The sequence below is a fragment of the Pseudoalteromonas prydzensis genome (assembly GCF_001661495.1).
GTDB classification, from domain to species: domain Bacteria; phylum Pseudomonadota; class Gammaproteobacteria; order Enterobacterales; family Alteromonadaceae; genus Pseudoalteromonas; species Pseudoalteromonas prydzensis.
In genome coordinates this window covers 843,216-860,466 of record NZ_BDDT01000001.1, presented here as the reverse complement: position 1 = coordinate 860,466, position 17,251 = coordinate 843,216, and the positions used below count along the sequence as shown (strand labels likewise).

12 protein-coding genes are annotated in these 17,251 nt (G+C 41.4%); 8 read left to right on the top strand and 4 right to left on the bottom strand.

What is annotated here, in order from left to right:
* Positions 1-17 precede the first annotated feature (17 nt).
* From A7968_RS03515 to A7968_RS03500, 4 genes are all read left to right on the top strand, one after another.
* Positions 18-2,816, top strand: coding sequence for a TonB-dependent receptor (locus tag A7968_RS03515; RefSeq protein WP_064665168.1), 2,799 nt, complete (start codon positions 18-20; stop codon positions 2,814-2,816).
* A gap of 235 nt (positions 2,817-3,051) precedes the next feature.
* Positions 3,052-4,389, top strand: a complete 1,338-nt coding sequence (locus A7968_RS03510; RefSeq protein WP_064665167.1) for an MFS transporter — start codon at positions 3,052-3,054, stop codon at positions 4,387-4,389.
* A gap of 59 nt (positions 4,390-4,448) precedes the next feature.
* Positions 4,449-6,902, top strand: a complete 2,454-nt coding sequence (locus tag A7968_RS03505; RefSeq protein WP_064665166.1) for a beta-L-arabinofuranosidase domain-containing protein — start codon at positions 4,449-4,451, stop codon at positions 6,900-6,902.
* Positions 6,903-6,912: 10 nt separating this feature from the next.
* A complete protein-coding gene (locus A7968_RS03500) occupies positions 6,913-7,344 on the top strand; it encodes an FKBP-type peptidyl-prolyl cis-trans isomerase (protein WP_064665165.1) in 432 nt (143 codons plus the stop codon).
* Positions 7,345-7,426: 82 nt separating this feature from the next.
* Here the strand turns inward: A7968_RS03500 and A7968_RS03495 are convergent, their stop codons facing one another.
* Positions 7,427-8,437 (bottom strand): arabinan endo-1,5-alpha-L-arabinosidase, encoded by a 1,011-nt coding sequence (locus tag A7968_RS03495; protein ID WP_064665164.1) that lies wholly within the window; start codon positions 8,435-8,437, stop codon positions 7,427-7,429.
* Positions 8,438-8,541: 104 nt separating this feature from the next.
* Between A7968_RS03495 and A7968_RS03490 the strand changes: the two genes are divergently transcribed.
* Positions 8,542-9,570 (top strand): glycoside hydrolase family 43 protein, encoded by a 1,029-nt coding sequence (locus A7968_RS03490; protein WP_064665163.1) that lies wholly within the window; start codon positions 8,542-8,544, stop codon positions 9,568-9,570.
* Positions 9,571-9,625: 55 nt separating this feature from the next.
* Here A7968_RS03490 and A7968_RS23505 read toward each other — a convergent pair whose 3' ends face one another.
* From A7968_RS23505 to A7968_RS03480, 3 genes are all read right to left on the bottom strand, one after another.
* On the bottom strand, positions 9,626-10,840 hold the full coding sequence (locus tag A7968_RS23505; protein ID WP_227008940.1) for a BNR-4 repeat-containing protein: 1,215 nt from the start codon (positions 10,838-10,840) through the stop codon (positions 9,626-9,628).
* An 8-nt stretch (positions 10,841-10,848) separates the two neighbouring features.
* Positions 10,849-12,855: a glycoside hydrolase family 88 protein gene (locus tag A7968_RS23500; RefSeq protein ID WP_227008941.1), complete on the bottom strand. Its 2,007-nt coding sequence runs from the start codon at positions 12,853-12,855 to the stop codon at positions 10,849-10,851.
* Between the two features lie 151 nt (positions 12,856-13,006).
* A complete protein-coding gene (locus A7968_RS03480; protein ID WP_064665162.1) occupies positions 13,007-14,635 on the bottom strand; it encodes a sodium:solute symporter in 1,629 nt (542 codons plus the stop codon).
* A 232-nt stretch (positions 14,636-14,867) separates the two neighbouring features.
* Between A7968_RS03480 and A7968_RS03475 the strand changes: the two genes are divergently transcribed.
* From A7968_RS03475 to A7968_RS03465, 3 genes are all read left to right on the top strand, one after another.
* Positions 14,868-15,614, top strand: a complete 747-nt coding sequence (locus A7968_RS03475) for a FadR/GntR family transcriptional regulator (RefSeq protein ID WP_064665161.1) — start codon at positions 14,868-14,870, stop codon at positions 15,612-15,614.
* Positions 15,615-15,654: 40 nt separating this feature from the next.
* Entirely contained in the window at positions 15,655-16,434 is a 780-nt protein-coding gene (locus A7968_RS03470; RefSeq protein WP_064665160.1) for an SDR family NAD(P)-dependent oxidoreductase, read from the top strand.
* Positions 16,435-16,531: 97 nt separating this feature from the next.
* Positions 16,532-17,239, top strand: a complete 708-nt coding sequence (locus A7968_RS03465; protein WP_064665159.1) for a sulfite exporter TauE/SafE family protein — start codon at positions 16,532-16,534, stop codon at positions 17,237-17,239.
* Positions 17,240-17,251: the final 12 nt, after the last annotated feature.

Here is a 17,251-nt window from a genome sequence, read left to right as displayed (position 1 = left end):
CAATGGAGAACACCAACATGTTCAAAAAAACACACATAGCAAGTGCAATAATAATGGCAGTTACATGTCAATTTGCATATGCACAGCAAGAAGATAATACATCAGTGAATGCTGAAAAAGACGATATGGAAGTTATTGTTGTTTCAGGTATTCGTGGCAGTTTAAATAAAGCATTAAACATCAAGCGCCAATCTTTTCAAGTTGTAGATGCGATTGTTGCCGAAGACATTGGTAAGTTTCCAGATAATAACGTTGTTGAAGCACTGCAACGTGTAACCGGTGTACAGGTTACTGACCGTGGTGCAGGTGAAGTTAATACGGTTTCTATCCGTGGTTTAACAGATGTAACAACAACGGTGAATGGTCGTCAAATATTTACAGCTGCTGGTCGTAATGTAGCGCTTGCCGATATTCCTGCGGCGTTACTAGAAAGTGTTGATGTTTATAAAACGCGTTCATCATCACAAGTCGGTAGTGGTATCGCTGGCCAAATTGATATTAAAACTCAACGTCCATTTAACTTCGATGGCTCAAAAGTGGTTGCTTCCGCTCGTGGCATTTATCAAGAGCAGGCTGATGAGCTGGATCCAAATGTCTCTTTATTAGCAACAAATCGTTGGGAATCTGGTGTTGGTGAGTTTGGTGCGTTAGTTAACGTTTCATATGGTGAAACTCATTATCGCGACCAAAATATCGCTGCAGGTGCCATGGTACCGTTTATGACATTAAACCCAGCTGCCGGTTATGGCCCGCTTGAGCGTATTTTCCCAAGCAATGGTAATGTAAGTGAAAGCCCAATATGGGAACCTGGTCTTGAAAACGGCCTGCCGTTTCAACAGGGTTCAACATTGAATATCAATGGCGTGCCAACTGAGTATTATTTATCTCGTGATGCTGTTTTTGCCAGTGATTATACCGGTAAACGTGAGCGCCCAGCTGCTAATGTGGCGTTCCAATGGCGTCCGAATGACGACTCTCAATATACTTTCGAAGCGTTTTACAATGGCTATCGTAATGAGTCATTTAATTCTCTTAGCTTTACCTTTGTAGATTGGTGGGGCAATGTTGATACGCAAAATCCACCGGTTACCTTTGATGGTACTAACATTATTAAAGAACGTTATGTTGATGCACCGTATGGCTTTAATAGCGGTGATTTGACGGTAAGCAAAACCGACAGCTTTGTGTATGCACTCGGTGGTGAATGGGCCATTACAGATACTTTTAACCTCTCTTCAGAGATTTATTATCAAGACAGCCAATACGAAACAGAATTTCTTGCAATGCGAAGTGACCGTGTTGCATATGGCTTAAATGTTGATTTTAATGACAAAGATGGTATCCCAGCATTAGAGTATGTGGATAACCCTGATACTCCAGCGAATGAAGCTGATTTAACCGACACTGCGCAGTGGAATGTCGCTGAACTATACGACAATGGCGGTGCTTCTAAAGGTGATGCCCTGACGTTTACTTTAGATGGCGAGTTGTTTGTAGATAACTTCGGCTTTGACGGAATGCAATTTGGTGTTCGCTACGACAAGCGCGGCGCAACAGATTCAGTACGTGAAGCAGGTGGTAATGCATTAGGTCAACCATTTGGCTCATTGGATGCGGGCCTTGCAGCTGTAAATAACGGTTTCTTTGATGGTAACGCAAACTTCCCATCAAGTTGGGTAGCTCCAAGTGGAAATTATATTTATAACAACCGCTCACAGTTCCGTGAACTTTATGGCATTCAAGCTGCAGATCTCGAGTTAGAAAATACCTTTGATATCGATGAAACCTCGTATGCCGCTTATGTTCAAGGTGATTTCTCAACAACCTTATTTGGCCGTGATTTTGATGGTCAAGTAGGCCTTCGTTATGAACGCGCTAAAGCAGAAATGACCTTTTTTGATATCAACCAGAACCCAACGGCAGTGAGTACTGCTGAAAATAGTTCATCATCTTGGTTACCAAGCATCGTGGTTCGTTATCATTTAGCGGAAGATTTCATTGCCCGTGCAGCCTATACAGAGACAATTCGTCGCCCTGATTTCGCACAGTTAAATTCGTTTATCTATTATACAGAAGACGTGACTAACATTGGCTACGGCACAGCAAGTAGTGGTAACCCAGATCTTGAGCCTGTTGAGTCAAAGAACTATGACCTAACACTTGAATGGTACTTTGCTGATGACAGTTCATTATACGGAACCTTGTTTAAGCGTGATATTGAAGGCTTTGTATTTGATTCAAGAAGTATTGTGGATTATCAAGGCCCAGATGATACTGAACCTTATCCATATATTTTAAGTCAGCCAGATAACTCATCTAATGGCACATTAGATGGTTTAGAGCTTGGTTTAGTTTATTTCCCTGATAATTTACCTGATTGGTTAATGGGTGCAGGTATTCAAGCCAGCGCGACATTCCTTGATTCAAGCCAAGATCTGCCAATATACGAAGAGGGTGAACTTACTGGGTATACTTCACGAGATATGTTTGGTGTATCTAAGTCGTCTTATTCAACAGTACTTATTTACGAGCGCGAAGATTTTGATATGCGTTTAGGGTATGTATGGCGTGATAACTTCTTAAATAACTACGAAGCAGCCCAGTTTGCTAACCCTCTTGGAGTCTATCGCCGCCCAGAGCAAAGCTTGGACTTCCAGTTAAGTTACGATGTAACAGAAAACTTTATGATTACCTTTGATGGTACTAACTTAACTGAAGAGTTAGCACAAACTTATTATGAGTACCCAACCACTCATAATTCTAACACTGCTTTATTTAGTCGTACATTCGCATTGGGTGCACGTTACTCATTCTAATCTGTGTTTAAGTCGAAAGCCTCGGATCATCCGGGGCTTTTTTATTTTCTAGAATCTGGCCTTAAAATGGTTGCGTTACAAATAGTATGATAATACTATTAATCAGGTTAGCATTAAATTTACAATAATAAGCAATACAATGGTCACCAATGTGATAAAACAAAGAATAGGTGACCTTTATTCTTTTAAATATGAAGTATTCAGGTACAACGTATTTTAAAAATCAGGTAGTTGTATGGAAAATCAAAAGTTATCAGTGGTAGAAAAAGTCGGTTTTGGTGCCGGCGATATGGCAGTCAATGTGATGGTTGCTGCGTTATTTTATTTTATGTCGTTTTTCTACACCGACATTTATGGCCTTGACCCTGTTGATATGGGTATCTTATTTTTAGTGGCGCGTTTTGTCGATGCGTTTACTGATCCATTAATGGGCGTTATTACCGATAAAGTAAAAACTCGCTGGGGTCAGTTCCGCCATTGGTTCTTATTTTTATCAGTGCCTTATGGTATTGCAATCGTTTTGCTATTCACCACCCCAGATTTTGATTACAACATGAAGTTGCTATGGGCATACCTTACCTACCTATTTGCTACTTTGATGTTTACCGGTGTGGCTATCCCGTATATTTCATACATTGGTGTATTAACGGCTGATCCTAAAGAGCGTTTATCGGCGAATGGTTATCGGATGTTTTTTGCAAAAATTGCGAATGTAATCATCGTGTTTTCTGTGCCTTTGTTAGCATCAATGTGGGGCGGTGGCGATATTGCTCATGGTTATAAACTGGCTATGATTTTAGTATCTACTTGTGGTGTAGCACTATTCTTATTTTGCTTTTTTACTACGCGTGAGCGTATTACCCATGAACCACAAACTGAAAGTATTGCTACGCAATTTAAAGCACTACTGAAAAATGACCAGTGGTTATTACTGTGTGCAGCCTGTGTGCTTGGCACGTTAGGCTATGCAATTCGCGGCAGTGTCGCCATGTATTATGCGACTTATTATCTGGGGGTACCTGATTTAGCTGGGGCCTTTACTAGTGCCGGTATTGCTGCCTCGATTGTGTCAATGGTCGCCAGTACCTGGATCACCCAGCGTTATTGTAAAATGAAGTTATTCCGCCAGTCACAAATCGCTGTACTCGTGATTTCTGTTGTGATGTATTTTGCTGTGCAACCTGGTGATGTCTACCTCGCCTTTGTTCTATACATTATCTTGTCTTTTGTGGTTGATTTACATGCGCCAGTATTTTGGTCTGCAATTGCCGAAGCTGTTGATTACGGGGAAATTAAAGATGGTGTGCGTGCGTCTGGTTTATCGTTTGGTGGCATCTCATTTTGCCAAAAAGCCGGTGGTGGTTTAGCTGGTCTTGCAGGGGGGTTATTATTGGCGTTTTTCGAGTACAAGCCTAATGTTGAACAATCTGAATTTACACTGATGGGCTTGGCTTTAATGCTTACCGTTATTCCAGGTGTATTCCATGCGTTGCTTGGATTTATTTTAAAGAAATACAAAATTACCGACCAGTACTATACCGATATGGTGATCAAACAAAGTTTACCTAAATAACCAGCGCTTTGTTTAAATAACGTGATTAAAAGAATAATAAAATAATAAGGACTTTGGATATGTTTGCAGCAATAAAAGTAGGCTTGTGCCAACTGGTAAGTGTTGGTGCTATGTTAATGATGCTAACTGCGTGCAGCGAGCAAACTGAACATACTGGCACTGCCGTTAAAGATACTAAGCAAACTGACAAAAGTAGCCAACAGCTCTTTGCACTTGATCAAGTAAGTTTAAGTGCAGGTCCTTTTTTACACGCACAACAAACGAATGTGCGTTATTTACTCGCGTTACATCCTGATCAACTGTTAGCTCCCTACTTACGAGAAGCTGGTATCGAGCAAAAAGCGCCATCGTACGGTAACTGGGAAGACACCGGCCTTGATGGTCATATTGGTGGGCATTATTTATCAGCGCTAAGCCTTGCTTGGGCAGCAACCGGCGATGAAGAATTAAAGCGTCGTTTAGATTACATGTTAAATGAGCTACAACGAGCGCAACAGGCTAATAACGGTTACTTAGGCGGTATACCAGATGGCCAAGCAATGTGGCAACAAATTCACGATGGTAATATTAAAGCTGATTTATTTAGCTTAAATGATCGTTGGGTGCCACTTTATAATATAGATAAAATTTTCCACGGCCTGCGTGATGCTTATTTAATTGCTGGCAGTGAGCAAGCTAAAACCATGTTATTCACATTAGGTGAATGGTTTTTAAACTTAACGGCTAAATTAAGTGACGAGCAAATTCAACAGATGCTCTACTCAGAATACGGTGGTTTAAATGCGGTATTTGCCGATATGGCAACAATCAGTGAAGACAAACGTTACTTAAAACTAGCGCGCCAATTTACCCATAACAGCATTATCGATCCGCTTTTAGAAAAGCAAGATAAGCTAACCGGTTTACACGCGAATACGCAAATCCCAAAAATTATTGGTATGTTAAAAGTAGCCGATGCAAGTGATGATGAAGCGTGGCAGCAAGGCGCAGATTACTTTTGGCAAACAGTGACTAAACAGCGTTCAGTAGCCATTGGTGGTAACAGCGTACGTGAGCATTTCCACGATAAAAACGACTTTACCCCTATGGTTGAAGATGTTGAAGGCCCTGAAACCTGTAACACTTACAACATGATGAAACTCAGTAAATTACTGTTTCTCAAAACCGCTGATACCCGTTATTTAGAGTATTATGAGCGCGCAACCTATAACCATATTTTATCGTCGCAACACCCTGAACATGGTGGTTTGGTTTATTTTACCTCAATGCGACCAGGCCATTATCGCACCTATTCATCGGTGCAAGATTCTATGTGGTGTTGTGTCGGTTCAGGCATTGAAAACCATAGTAAATATGCTGAGCTGATCTACAGTAAACATGATGATAACTTATGGGTAAATCTATTTATTCCCAGTACGCTTGATTGGCAGCAACAAGGCTTAAAAGTAACTCAACAAAGCCATTTTCCTGATGCTAATAATATAACCTTAGTGATTAACACATTAGATAAAAAACATAACTCATCAGCGCAGCTGCATATTCGAAAACCAAGTTGGGTTAATGATGAGTTGCAATTTGAACTTAATGGCGAAGCAATAAATGCCACTGCAGAGCAGGGGTATTACGCAATAAAACATGATTGGCATGATGGCGACAAATTAACTTTTACTTTAGCGCCAAAGCTGTACACAGAGCAATTGCCGGATGGCCAAGATTATTATGCAGTATTGTATGGTCCTGTGGTTATGGCAACAAAAGTTCAGGCGTTTAAAAACGAGCAGTTGAATTTTGTGGCAGACAACAGCCGCATGGGTCATATTGCTGCGGGACCTACGTGTCCACCCGAAGCACTGCCTATCATGCTCAGTGAACCTGAGCAGTTTATTGCTGATTTAAAGCGTACGCCTAGCGCAGAGTTGGCATTTACCACAGATAAAAATGTCGCTATTGCTCGCCAGGGCATAGGAAGTACACAAACAACTCAGTTAATTCCGTTTTTTAGGTTGCATGATAGTCGCTATCAAGTTTATTGGCCGCAGCAAAGTGAAGCTGAATTCACCCAATTTGTAAAAGATTCAAAAGCACAAGAACACGCAAAAGAGCAGTTACGATTATTGACGGTTGACCAAATTACTCCGGGTGAGCAACAGCCTGAAGTAGAGCATGATTTTAAAGGCGAAAACACCCGCGCAGGCGTAAATAATGGCCACCATTGGCGTGATGCAACAGGTTGGTTTGAATACACATTAGCCAACCCAGATCAGCAAGCAGTGGCACTGCGTATTCGTTATTTTAATGCTGATGTAGGCCGTAAATTTACCATCACTATTAATGGTGAGGTGTTGGCAAAAGTCAGCTTACCTGCTAAGCAAACTGATACAGAATTTTATAGCATTGATTACCCGTTAACCGATGTAATGCAACAAGCATCATCGTTAACACTGCGTTTTAGCGCCGAGCAAGGCTCTATTGCCGGTGGTATTTACGGTATTCGCTTAATTAATAATAAGTAGCAGAGTGAGCATGACTTTACACCATACCCAGAGTAAGCACTCAAAAGTGAGTGAACGACGCTACCCACTTGCAGAGCAATATATCACACAGCCTGGCGTGCACGTCACAGGTTCTGGCTTAATGTATCGCGTAATTGAGCTTGGCAGTGGCGAACCACCTTCATGGGATGCCACTGTTAAGGTGCAGCAACGGGTTATGACTGCAACAGGGCATGTGCTTTATGATACGCGGCAAATCGAGCAATTGGCAGAGTATGAAATTGCAGAAGCGATAGATGGTTTGCAAGAAGCACTCATGCTGATGCCTAAAGGCAGCCGTTATGAACTTTTGATTTTACCGCATCTTGCCTATGATATTTACAGTGTGGCACTTAACGAGTCATTAGCGGCCAGTAGTGAACAGCTTATTTTTATGGATATTACTCTAATCGATTTTAATTAAGACGCAAATTTAGTATTAAATTAAAGTGTAAAAAAACCTGCAATCTGCAGGTTTTTTTAGTTTCATTATTTATACCGTTGCATTACTTCTCAATCAGCTTAGTGGTGCGCTTGTTTAGATCTTTGCTATCAACTACTGGCCAGTTATCGTCCCAAGTCATTGGTAAAATACGTAATTTTTGTAAGCCGTTATCAGAGCTTTCGTAGGCATGAAGTACTAAATAGTCCTTGCCATCAAAGGTGTAGGCGGCATTATGGCCAAGTGCTGCCCAGTCTTTATTACCTTCGATCACCAGTGAACCACCGCCATTATTTAAGTCACGACCTTCTTTATCAAGGTAAGGGCCTTCTACATTCTTACTGCGCCCTACACGAACATTGTAAGTACTGTCTAAACCTTGGCAGCATTTATCAAACGATACAAATAAATAGTAATAGCCATTCTTTTTAAAGATATATGGCGCTTCTACAGGGCCGTGTTCGGTGTTAGGGCGTGCTGAAATACTATGCCATTCTTGCGGTTGTGCAATACGAACCATATCATCATCAAGTTTTACTAATTTAAGGCCCCCCCAAAACGAACCAAAGCTCATCCACGGCGTGCCGTTGTCATCTTCAACAATAGCAGGGTCAATCGCGTTCCAGTTATCACGCTCAGGCACAGACTGTATAACTATACCGTGATCTATCCATTTATAATCTGGTGATTTAGGGTCTAGAGTTTCGTTAACCGTTACACCAATCGCAGAGGTGTTTTTACCAAACGCAGATACGGAATAATAAAGATAAAACTTACCGTCTTTTTGGTATACATCTGGTGCCCAAAGGTGGCCACCAAAGTCATTGGCCACTCGTTTTGCCCAGCTTGGCTCGTCTTTAAATACGCGGCCAGTAAGCTGCCAATTTTTCATGTCTTTGGATTCGTAATAAGTGATCCCCATACCCGTACTAAAGACGTAATATGTATCGCCTTCTTTGGTCATTACCGGGTCGTGTACTTCAACTTGTTTAGCCATGGCATTACTCGCTAAACAAAGTAATGTACTTGCACCGATCAGTTTACATGTATGAGCAAACTTTTTTGCGTGTTTCATAGTTGCCTACCTTTTTTATTTTAATCATTACACTTATTCAGCTACTATAATATATGTAATACAATATTAACAATGAAAACAAGATAAATAACAGGATAAAAATTATGCTAAAAAAGCGCTCTCTATTTCCTATTGTGAGTATGTTACTTGCTATGCCAACATTAAGTTATGCAGATGCTAATAGCAGCGCCAGTGTAACACCAATCGATAACCCAATTGTATTGCAACGTGCCGATCCTTGGTTAGTCCGCGATGACAAAACGGGTTGTTATACCTTTATTGGCACCTCCCCTAAGTTTGACGAAATAGAGCTACGCCAAGCGTGTAGACTTAATGATTTAAAACTTGCAGAGCCAAAAGTGATTTGGCAAAAAAATGCCAAAGGCCCAATGAGTGCCAATATTTGGGCGCCAGAGCTGCATAAAGTCGATGGCAGTTGGTATATTCATTTTGCGGCCGGTGATGTTGAAAAACCATTCAGTATCCGCATGTATGTCCTTAAAAATGACAGTGAAAATCCCATGCAAGGTAACTGGCAAGAAATGGGGCAGTTAAAAACACACCTCGATAGCTTTTCGCTGGACGCCACAACATTTAGCCATAATGGCAAACGCTACTTAGTCTGGGCACAGCAAAACCAGCCTGCAACATATAACTCCGCATTATGGATCGCCGAAATGGATTCACCCACGTCAATCAAAGAGCCAATTGTAGCCATAACAGAGCCTACTCTAGATTGGGAAGTGCAAGGCTATAAGGTTAATGAAGGCGCTGCAGTGATGATCCGTGAGGGAAAAGTGCTACTTACGTATTCTGCCAGTGCGACTGATCATCGTTACGCGATGGGTTTATTATGGGCCGATGCTGATGCCGATTTACTCGACCCTGCAAGCTGGCATAAAAAGCAGCAGCCGATTTTTGCCAGCAATGAAGCAGCAGGGCGTTTTGGCCCTGGTCACAGTAGCTTTGTAAAAGCAGAGGATGGTGTCACCGATTTATTAATTTACCACAGTCGTGATTATAAAGAGCTAAAGGGTACACCACTGACAGATCCAAACCGCCATGCGCGAGCACGTATTATAAAGTGGGATGAAAATGGCTTTCCGGTTTTATCACCTGACAAACCAGACTAACACAATTAAAAATGGGAGCCTTAGCTCCCTTTTAAATCAATAAGTTAAGATGCTATTACTCAACAATAATTCCCACAGCATCTAAATAATAGTCTGTCCAACTATTATATTGTCCTTGCAACCACATAATGACTTTATGCTTGTCGGAATTGACAATCATAGGGCGTAAATTTTCATTGTTTTTATCATGCGTTAACTGTTGCCACTGGATAGTTTTAGTATCATCATCCAGCGTTACGTGTGCGCTAAATATTTGATGCGGCATCGCGAGCGATTTACCCGTAGTCGGATTTACATTGCTTGAAATAACCAGATGCGTTGGATCACTCGGATCAACCGCTATAAGGCCTGTATAGCTTGCTTCTCGGTCGTATAAACGGCTCCCAGCGAAAGCCACTTCTCGGTCGTGCCATTTATTGCCATCCCATGACGCTAAGCGATAACGCTGATCTTGGTTACTTAGGTAATACGTGTAAGCGATATGTGGATAGCCTTTATCATCAAATGCGACAGAGCTGGTCCATGCGCTTTTTTCGACGCTTAAGTCATGGCCACGAAAATCACCGCCGCCACCTTGAAATATCTTTTTCGCTTGAGAGGGCTTAAGTGGACCGTCTTTTTTCAAGTTTTTAATAAAGCTCCCATCAACGTTGTAGAAATTGCCATCACGAAACTCAGCATAATAAATACTGTTACCAAAATCACGCGGGTGAGCGTCGGTAAACGATAAGCCAATGGTGTCTTTGCCATTTCCGGCATAGCGAGCATACGGTCGTTGCACACCTGGTACTTCATTTTGAATTAAATGGACGTGTTCATCGTCCCACGTTGCACCATCATCTTTAGATGTTACATAAGTAGGGTTCCAATCAATACCACGATAAAGGTTATACAGTGTTTTTTCACCTGACAGGTTATACAAGTTCATGTAAGTAACGTTGGCGGGGCTTTGTATGGTTTTTTCTTCGCCCCAATTTAAAAAATCGGATGACGTTGAAATACGGTAATAATGCACTTTTTCACTATTATGGCGGGCATACACAGTTAATAGACTGCCATCTGGGCGGGTATAAAAAACCGGTGAGTTATGATCGTCATGATCAAAATCAGCTTTTAATGTGGTGCGCCCTAAAAGTTGCTTATTGTCGAGGTCATATACACCTACTGCTGCATCACCAATGCCGTTACCAGCAACACTGCCAATAACAAGTTTTCCGTCTTGGATAATAGCGCGGGGGTCTTGGAACCAACACCAGCCCGCGTTATACATTAAGGTTTTTACGGGGTTATTTGCGAGTTTTTTTTAGCTTCTTCACTGTCTAATAATTTATAGACTTCTGTGCCTGCGGCTAAAAATGCGCCCACACCGTAAACTTCTGTGTAATCAGGGAATGAATCACCGGGAGCGGCGCCTACAGGTTGAACAAAGCCAAGCATGCCTTCATCAGTGACTGACTTTTCCAAGGCGCGCCATGCTTTCATTAACGCTGGACGGTAAGTGGCTTTATCTAAGTAACCTTGGTTAATACCCCATGCAATACCATACGCATAAAACGACGTACCGCTGGTTTCTTTTATTGGGTAACCTTCTGTTCCGCCTAATAATCCCATTGACCAAGTGCCATCATCGCGTTGAATTTCGATTAACCGTGCGGCCATTTTTTGATAAAGATCAATGTAGAAATCACGTTGCTGCCAAGTGACCGGTAAATCTGGGATCATTAATGCAAGACCACCAAATACCCAACCATTGCCACGTGCCCAAAACACATCTTGGCCGTTTTGCTCGTTTTGCGTAAAATAGCTTGAATCACGCCAAAATAGGTGATCTTTTTCACTCCATAATAAGTCGTATGTTGCTTTATATTCTTGGTGCATAAAGTCTAAATACTTTTCTTCACCGGTAATTTTTGCTAACCGTGCCCATACCGGCGGAGCCATAAATAACGCGTCACACCAGCCCCAGCGGTCATGAGCATGGGTGTTTTCTGCTAGCCAATCAAGGGTGCCGGTTTTTGGGTTAGCCAAAATCCAATCAAATTGCTTACGCGTCGGTTCAAGCATTTCTGGTTGGTGGAAGTCTTCATAAAATGATAAATAAAATTGGCCAACAGTGTGGTCGTCCGCGTGATATGGACGCTGATGCAACCCCCAGTCATTACGTTCACCAATTTTCTTTAGGAAATTGGTATATTTTTCATCATCAGCAATTTTACGCCATTCGTTCATACCTGCATAAAGGGCGCCGTGGTGCCATTCTAAATCATGGTATTGCTCTCGATTCATCCACTGGGGTGGTTTGCGTGGTAGCGCGCGGTATTTACCTTCTTCTGCAAAATTTTCAATTTGCCAGTCGGCCACTTTCTTTGTTAACGCTTTTACTGAATCAGCAGTTATTTTTGCAGTGTCAGCCTTTGCTAAGTAGTTATCTGCATACTCTTGCCATTGTGAAAAGCTAGTAATATCACCTGCTTTTGACCACGCAGAGCCTACATAATAAGTGATTTGACCTTGCTTATCGGTTTGCGCGACAAGCAATGCATGGCTTCTATCTTTTTGCTCAGTTTGTTGCAATATAAACTGAGTATGGGTGAACTTTGGTAATGCGACAGCGGTGCCTACTTGGCTGTCGTCAATGGTTTCCCAGGTTGTGATAGTGTCGCCTTCTGAATTAACTTTAGCAACAGCTTTGCCATCATGAGTGGTAACACCCACCGCAACGTTTAACTGAATCGGTTGGCCATTTTGGCTAAATTGGCTTTGGGCTTTATAAAACTGATTGCCTTTTTCAAGGGTGATGCGTTTGATCTCATCAATATTTTTAGTGTTGTAGTGATAAGTTAATTCAAAAACCACTTTATCGGCGGATTTTTCTATTATTGCATAATCTGTGTAGACATTTGGCTGAATAAGTTTATCTGCGGTTTTTGCCTCAGTATCCCAAAGCGCAATGGAACCACAACCAAGGGAAGTACCTACATGATAAGGATCATAACCTTCGCCATGATCTTCATGATACGAAATACCTTGCTCATGGCCTTTATACCACTTATCAACAATCGGGTAATCAACCCGTTTTAACCAACAGTCCGTACCGTTGTTTTCAGCGGAGTCTGTTAAAGCAGGGCCATAAACACGAAAGGCAACCTTGTCATTTTCAAACGCAAAGTCGTCCATACGCTCTGGTACATAGCGGGCATGTACGCTAGTTTGGGGGGGGGTAGTTGAGCAACTACTGAGTAATATCAGAGAACTTATAGATGCAATTTTAAGCAGTGTGTTCATCATTACCTCTTATTTGATTATTCATCAATCGGCACCGAGGCTAACAATACAAGAGGAAGCTAGATAGCCTGATTAATGAGTGTCTTTATCTGTGTGCAAAAAAAGGGGGGTGATAACACCCCCCATAAACGTGGGAACAACTAATTATGTTTTACCAGAAACGGTAGTAAATAAACGCGGTGATACCGATGATCCCTGCGGTATGAATGTAATCCCATTTATCTAGGCCATCAGCAACCTCTTTTAATGTAGCTTTGTCTAGACTTGAGAAGGTAAGGCCTTTTAATTGCTCTTCACTTGCTTGCTTGGTGAATATACTCACTACAATCATAATGCCGACAACGAGTACGAATAGTAAAATACAGTAGTATAACCAGTTCATTGTGGTAACCCATTCCACTGGTGTACCCACTAGGCTGTCTTTAAATGGCAAAAGTACTAAGCGGAACATACCCATCACAAAACCAGATACTAAACCAACAAATCCCGCTGTAGGTGTAATACGTTTACTACATAAACCTAATAAGAATACCGCAGCAATACCCGGGGCAATTAGTGATTGCACGCTTTGTAGATATTCATACAGTACGTCTGCAATCAAGCTCATAATAGGTATCCACAATAAACCTAAAATAACAATTGCAACGGTTGCCAAACGGCCTACTTTTAACAGGTGTTTTTCGCTTGATTCAGGTTTGAACTTCTTATAAAAATCGATAGTAAATAAGGTGGCTGACGAATTAAATAACGAGGCTAACGAGCTCATTAACGCAGCAACTAGACCACCAATTACAATGCCTTTAACACCAGAAGGTAGCAGCTCAGCAACCAGAGTTGGGAATGCCTGATCGGCGCTGTCATAGCTAATAATACCTTTCGTTTTTAATGCGTAAGCGATCATTCCTGGTACTAAAAAGATAAAAATAGGCAGTAATTTTAAGTAACCGGCAAACATAGTACCGCGACGCGCTTCTTTAATGCCTTTGGCTGAAAGCACCCGTTGTACGATATATTGGTCGGTACACCAGTACCAAAAACCAATGATGAATGAACCAAAAATGATGCCCGGCCATGGGAACTCTGTATCGGAAGCGCTGCGAATTAAATGCATGTTTATATCATTTAAGCGTTCAACTTCTGACCAGCCACCGACTTTATCAAGCCCGACCACTAAAATAACCACAGAGCCGATAATTAATACCGGGGTTTGTAATACTGATGTCCACATAATTGCTTTCATGCCACCCAGTACTGTGTAAATACCAGTGATCACGACTAAGGCAATGGCTGAGATCCAGAAGAAGTCGATCCCCCAAATACTTTCGATACCGAGGATTGTTTTAAAGGCAATACCGCCTGCATAAACGGTCACCGCAACTTTAGTAAGTACGTAACTGATCAGTGAAATAACGGATAGGAAAGTGCGCGACTTGGAGTTAAAGCGGCGCTCTAAAAACTCCGGCATGGTATAAACTTTACTACTCCAATAAAAAGGTACAAATACCCAGCCGAGTAATAATATTATCCACGATTGCATTTCCCAATGGGCTAACGCCATACCAGACTGGGCACCTGCGCCCGATAAACCAACTAAATGCTCAGAGCCGATATTGGAAGCGAATATTGACGCACCAATGACTAACCAACTGGCATTACGCCCTGCTAAAAAATAATCTGTAGTATCTTCTTCTTTTTGTCTCATTGAGACGACTACAACGGCGAGTAGCAAGACAAAAAATCCTGCCAGCACAAGCCAGTCGAGTGTACTTAATTCGATCATCTTTGATTCCATTTAAGCCCGAAAATGACTTCGGTAAATTTGTGTGTAATAAAAATATTATAATACAAATAAGTTAAATGAAAGAGATTTGTTAAAAATAGTGTGGTTATAAGTTAAAGAACTTTATCGAGCAAAATGACGTGCTATTCAACAGAGTAAGTAATTTGTAAGATGACGCAGGAAAATTATAGTAGTATCATACAATAAGTATTTTTAAAGGAACTGTTTGTTTATGGCACGCATTGAGAATCTAAATTTGTCACAACAGGTAACCAATGAGCTAGGTAAAGCCATTATTAACGGCCATTACACAGCGGAATCTGGTTTACCTACAGAAGCAAAATTATGTGAAGAGTATGGTATTAGCCGTACTGCTGTTCGTGAAGCTGTAAAAATGCTTGCGGCAAAAGGACTTATATCATCACGACCACGCCAAGGCATTCGTGTTGAGCCTGCAAATACGTGGAATTTATATGATACCAGTGTATTAAAATGGCTACTCGAAAGCAGCCCATCACTGTATGTATTAAAAGAATTTTTACAAGTGCGTTTAGCGATTGAGCCACAAGCGGCGGCACTCGCGGCAAGGCGTGCAGATAAAGACGCGATTGCAGAAATAGCCCTTGCACTTGATAATATGCAAGCAGCTGCAGATGCGCCCGATGGTGAAATTCACGAAGCTGATTTGTCTTTTCATACCGCTATTTTATTTGCCAGTGGTAATCGGTTCTTTTTCCAATTACGCGACTTTATTCGCACCGCATTAAATGTCAGTATTCAGCATACAACACCAGCCAAAGGCAGTAAAAAAGCGATTGCTGATGAGCATTTTAAAGTGTATCAAGCAATTTTAAATGGTGAACCTGAACGCGCTAAAAATATGATGACTTATATGATTGACGAAGCGATGTCATTCATTGAAAAAGAAATAGTTGAAAAAGAAATTGCTGATCAACAGTCAAGCAAGGTATCAAAATAGCCGCGTTTATTAATGAATTATCTTAATATTTAAGGAAATCATGCCAGCTTCAACAACACAAATAACACGTTATCCAAGCCTAGCTGGTAAAAGTGTTTTTATTACCGGCGGTGCCACAGGCATTGGTGAAATAATGGTAAAACGCTTTTGCGAGCAGCATGCAAAAGTGACTTTTATTGATATTGCCAAACAACAAGGCGACAAGCTCGTTGCACAGTTGGCAGGGCAGTATCGCTTTGATCCACTCTATATTTACTGTGATCTGCGTGATATTGAGCAATTAAAAGCAGCCATTGAAACGACCGGTAAAACACAAGGCGAAATCAGTGTGTTGATCAACAATGCTGCTGACGACACGCGCCATGTTGCCGATAAAATGAGTGTTGAATATTGGGATGATAAACTTGCTGTGAACCTTCGCCCGTGTTTTTTCTCTGCACAAGCTGTGGCGCCACAAATGCAACGCATTGGTGGTGGTAGTATTATAAATATGGGGTCAGTGAGTTGGCGGATCAAACAAACTGGTATGCCAGCGTACACCACAGCAAAAGCGGGTATTGAGGGGCTGACACGCTCATTAGCGGCAACATACGGCAAAGATAATATTCGTATCAATACCTTAGTACCTGGCTGGGTGATGACTGAGCGGCAAATTACCCATTGGTTAACACCAGAAATGATTGAAGATGTTAGGCATAACCAATGTATTAATGAAACATTACAAGCTGATGATATTGTTAATGCGGCATTATTTTTAGCAGCCGATGACAGTAAAATGATGACAGCACAATCACTTGTTGTTGATGCCGGTTGGACCTAACACGAATAAAAAAATTTACCTTTTGGTAATCATATTATAATATTAAAATACTGTTGGCTGTATATTAGTCAAAACCAGCTTAAAAGGTAGAAAGGCGTTGCCCGATATTGTACTCGTTTATTTTATATTGATAATTGGCGCATGTTTACAGTGCGTAATTGGCTTTGGGCTAGGGTTACTCTGCGTACCAGTTCTGTATTGGCTAATGCCAGAGCTAGTGCCCGCGCCTATGATCCTCAACGCGTTGTTAATCACCGCATTACTGACAATAAAGCACCGCGGCGCAATTGATGTCAAACAAACTGGTTATTCCATTTTTGGCGGAGCTATTGGTGTACTCAGTGCCGCTGCTGTTATGGTCTATGTAGATTCTGAGCAATATCGGCTGCTATTAGGTAGCTGTTTATTACTTGCTGTCGGCCTGTCTTTAACAGGTTGGTCGCCTAAATTAACTATGCTATCAAACCTTGTTGCCTCCATTGCATCAGGTTTTATTGGCACCACCACCTCAGCAGGCGGCGCGCCGATGGGGCTGCTTTACCAAGCACAAAATAAAGATAAAATTAAAGCAAATCTCAGTATTTTTTTTGTGTTTATCAATCTGTTCGGCATCATTGCTTTATTAGTAACAGGCTCCGCTGATATGCAAGATATTGTATTATTTTTAAAGTGCTTACCAGCAATATTAATTGGCTGGGGAGCCTCGTATTTTGTTAATAATAGCATCAACGAAAAAGCCACACGGATACTCATTATTTTGGTCGCCAGTTTTTCAGGTCTAGCACTTATTTTTATTCACCGTTAATATAGTCGGCCT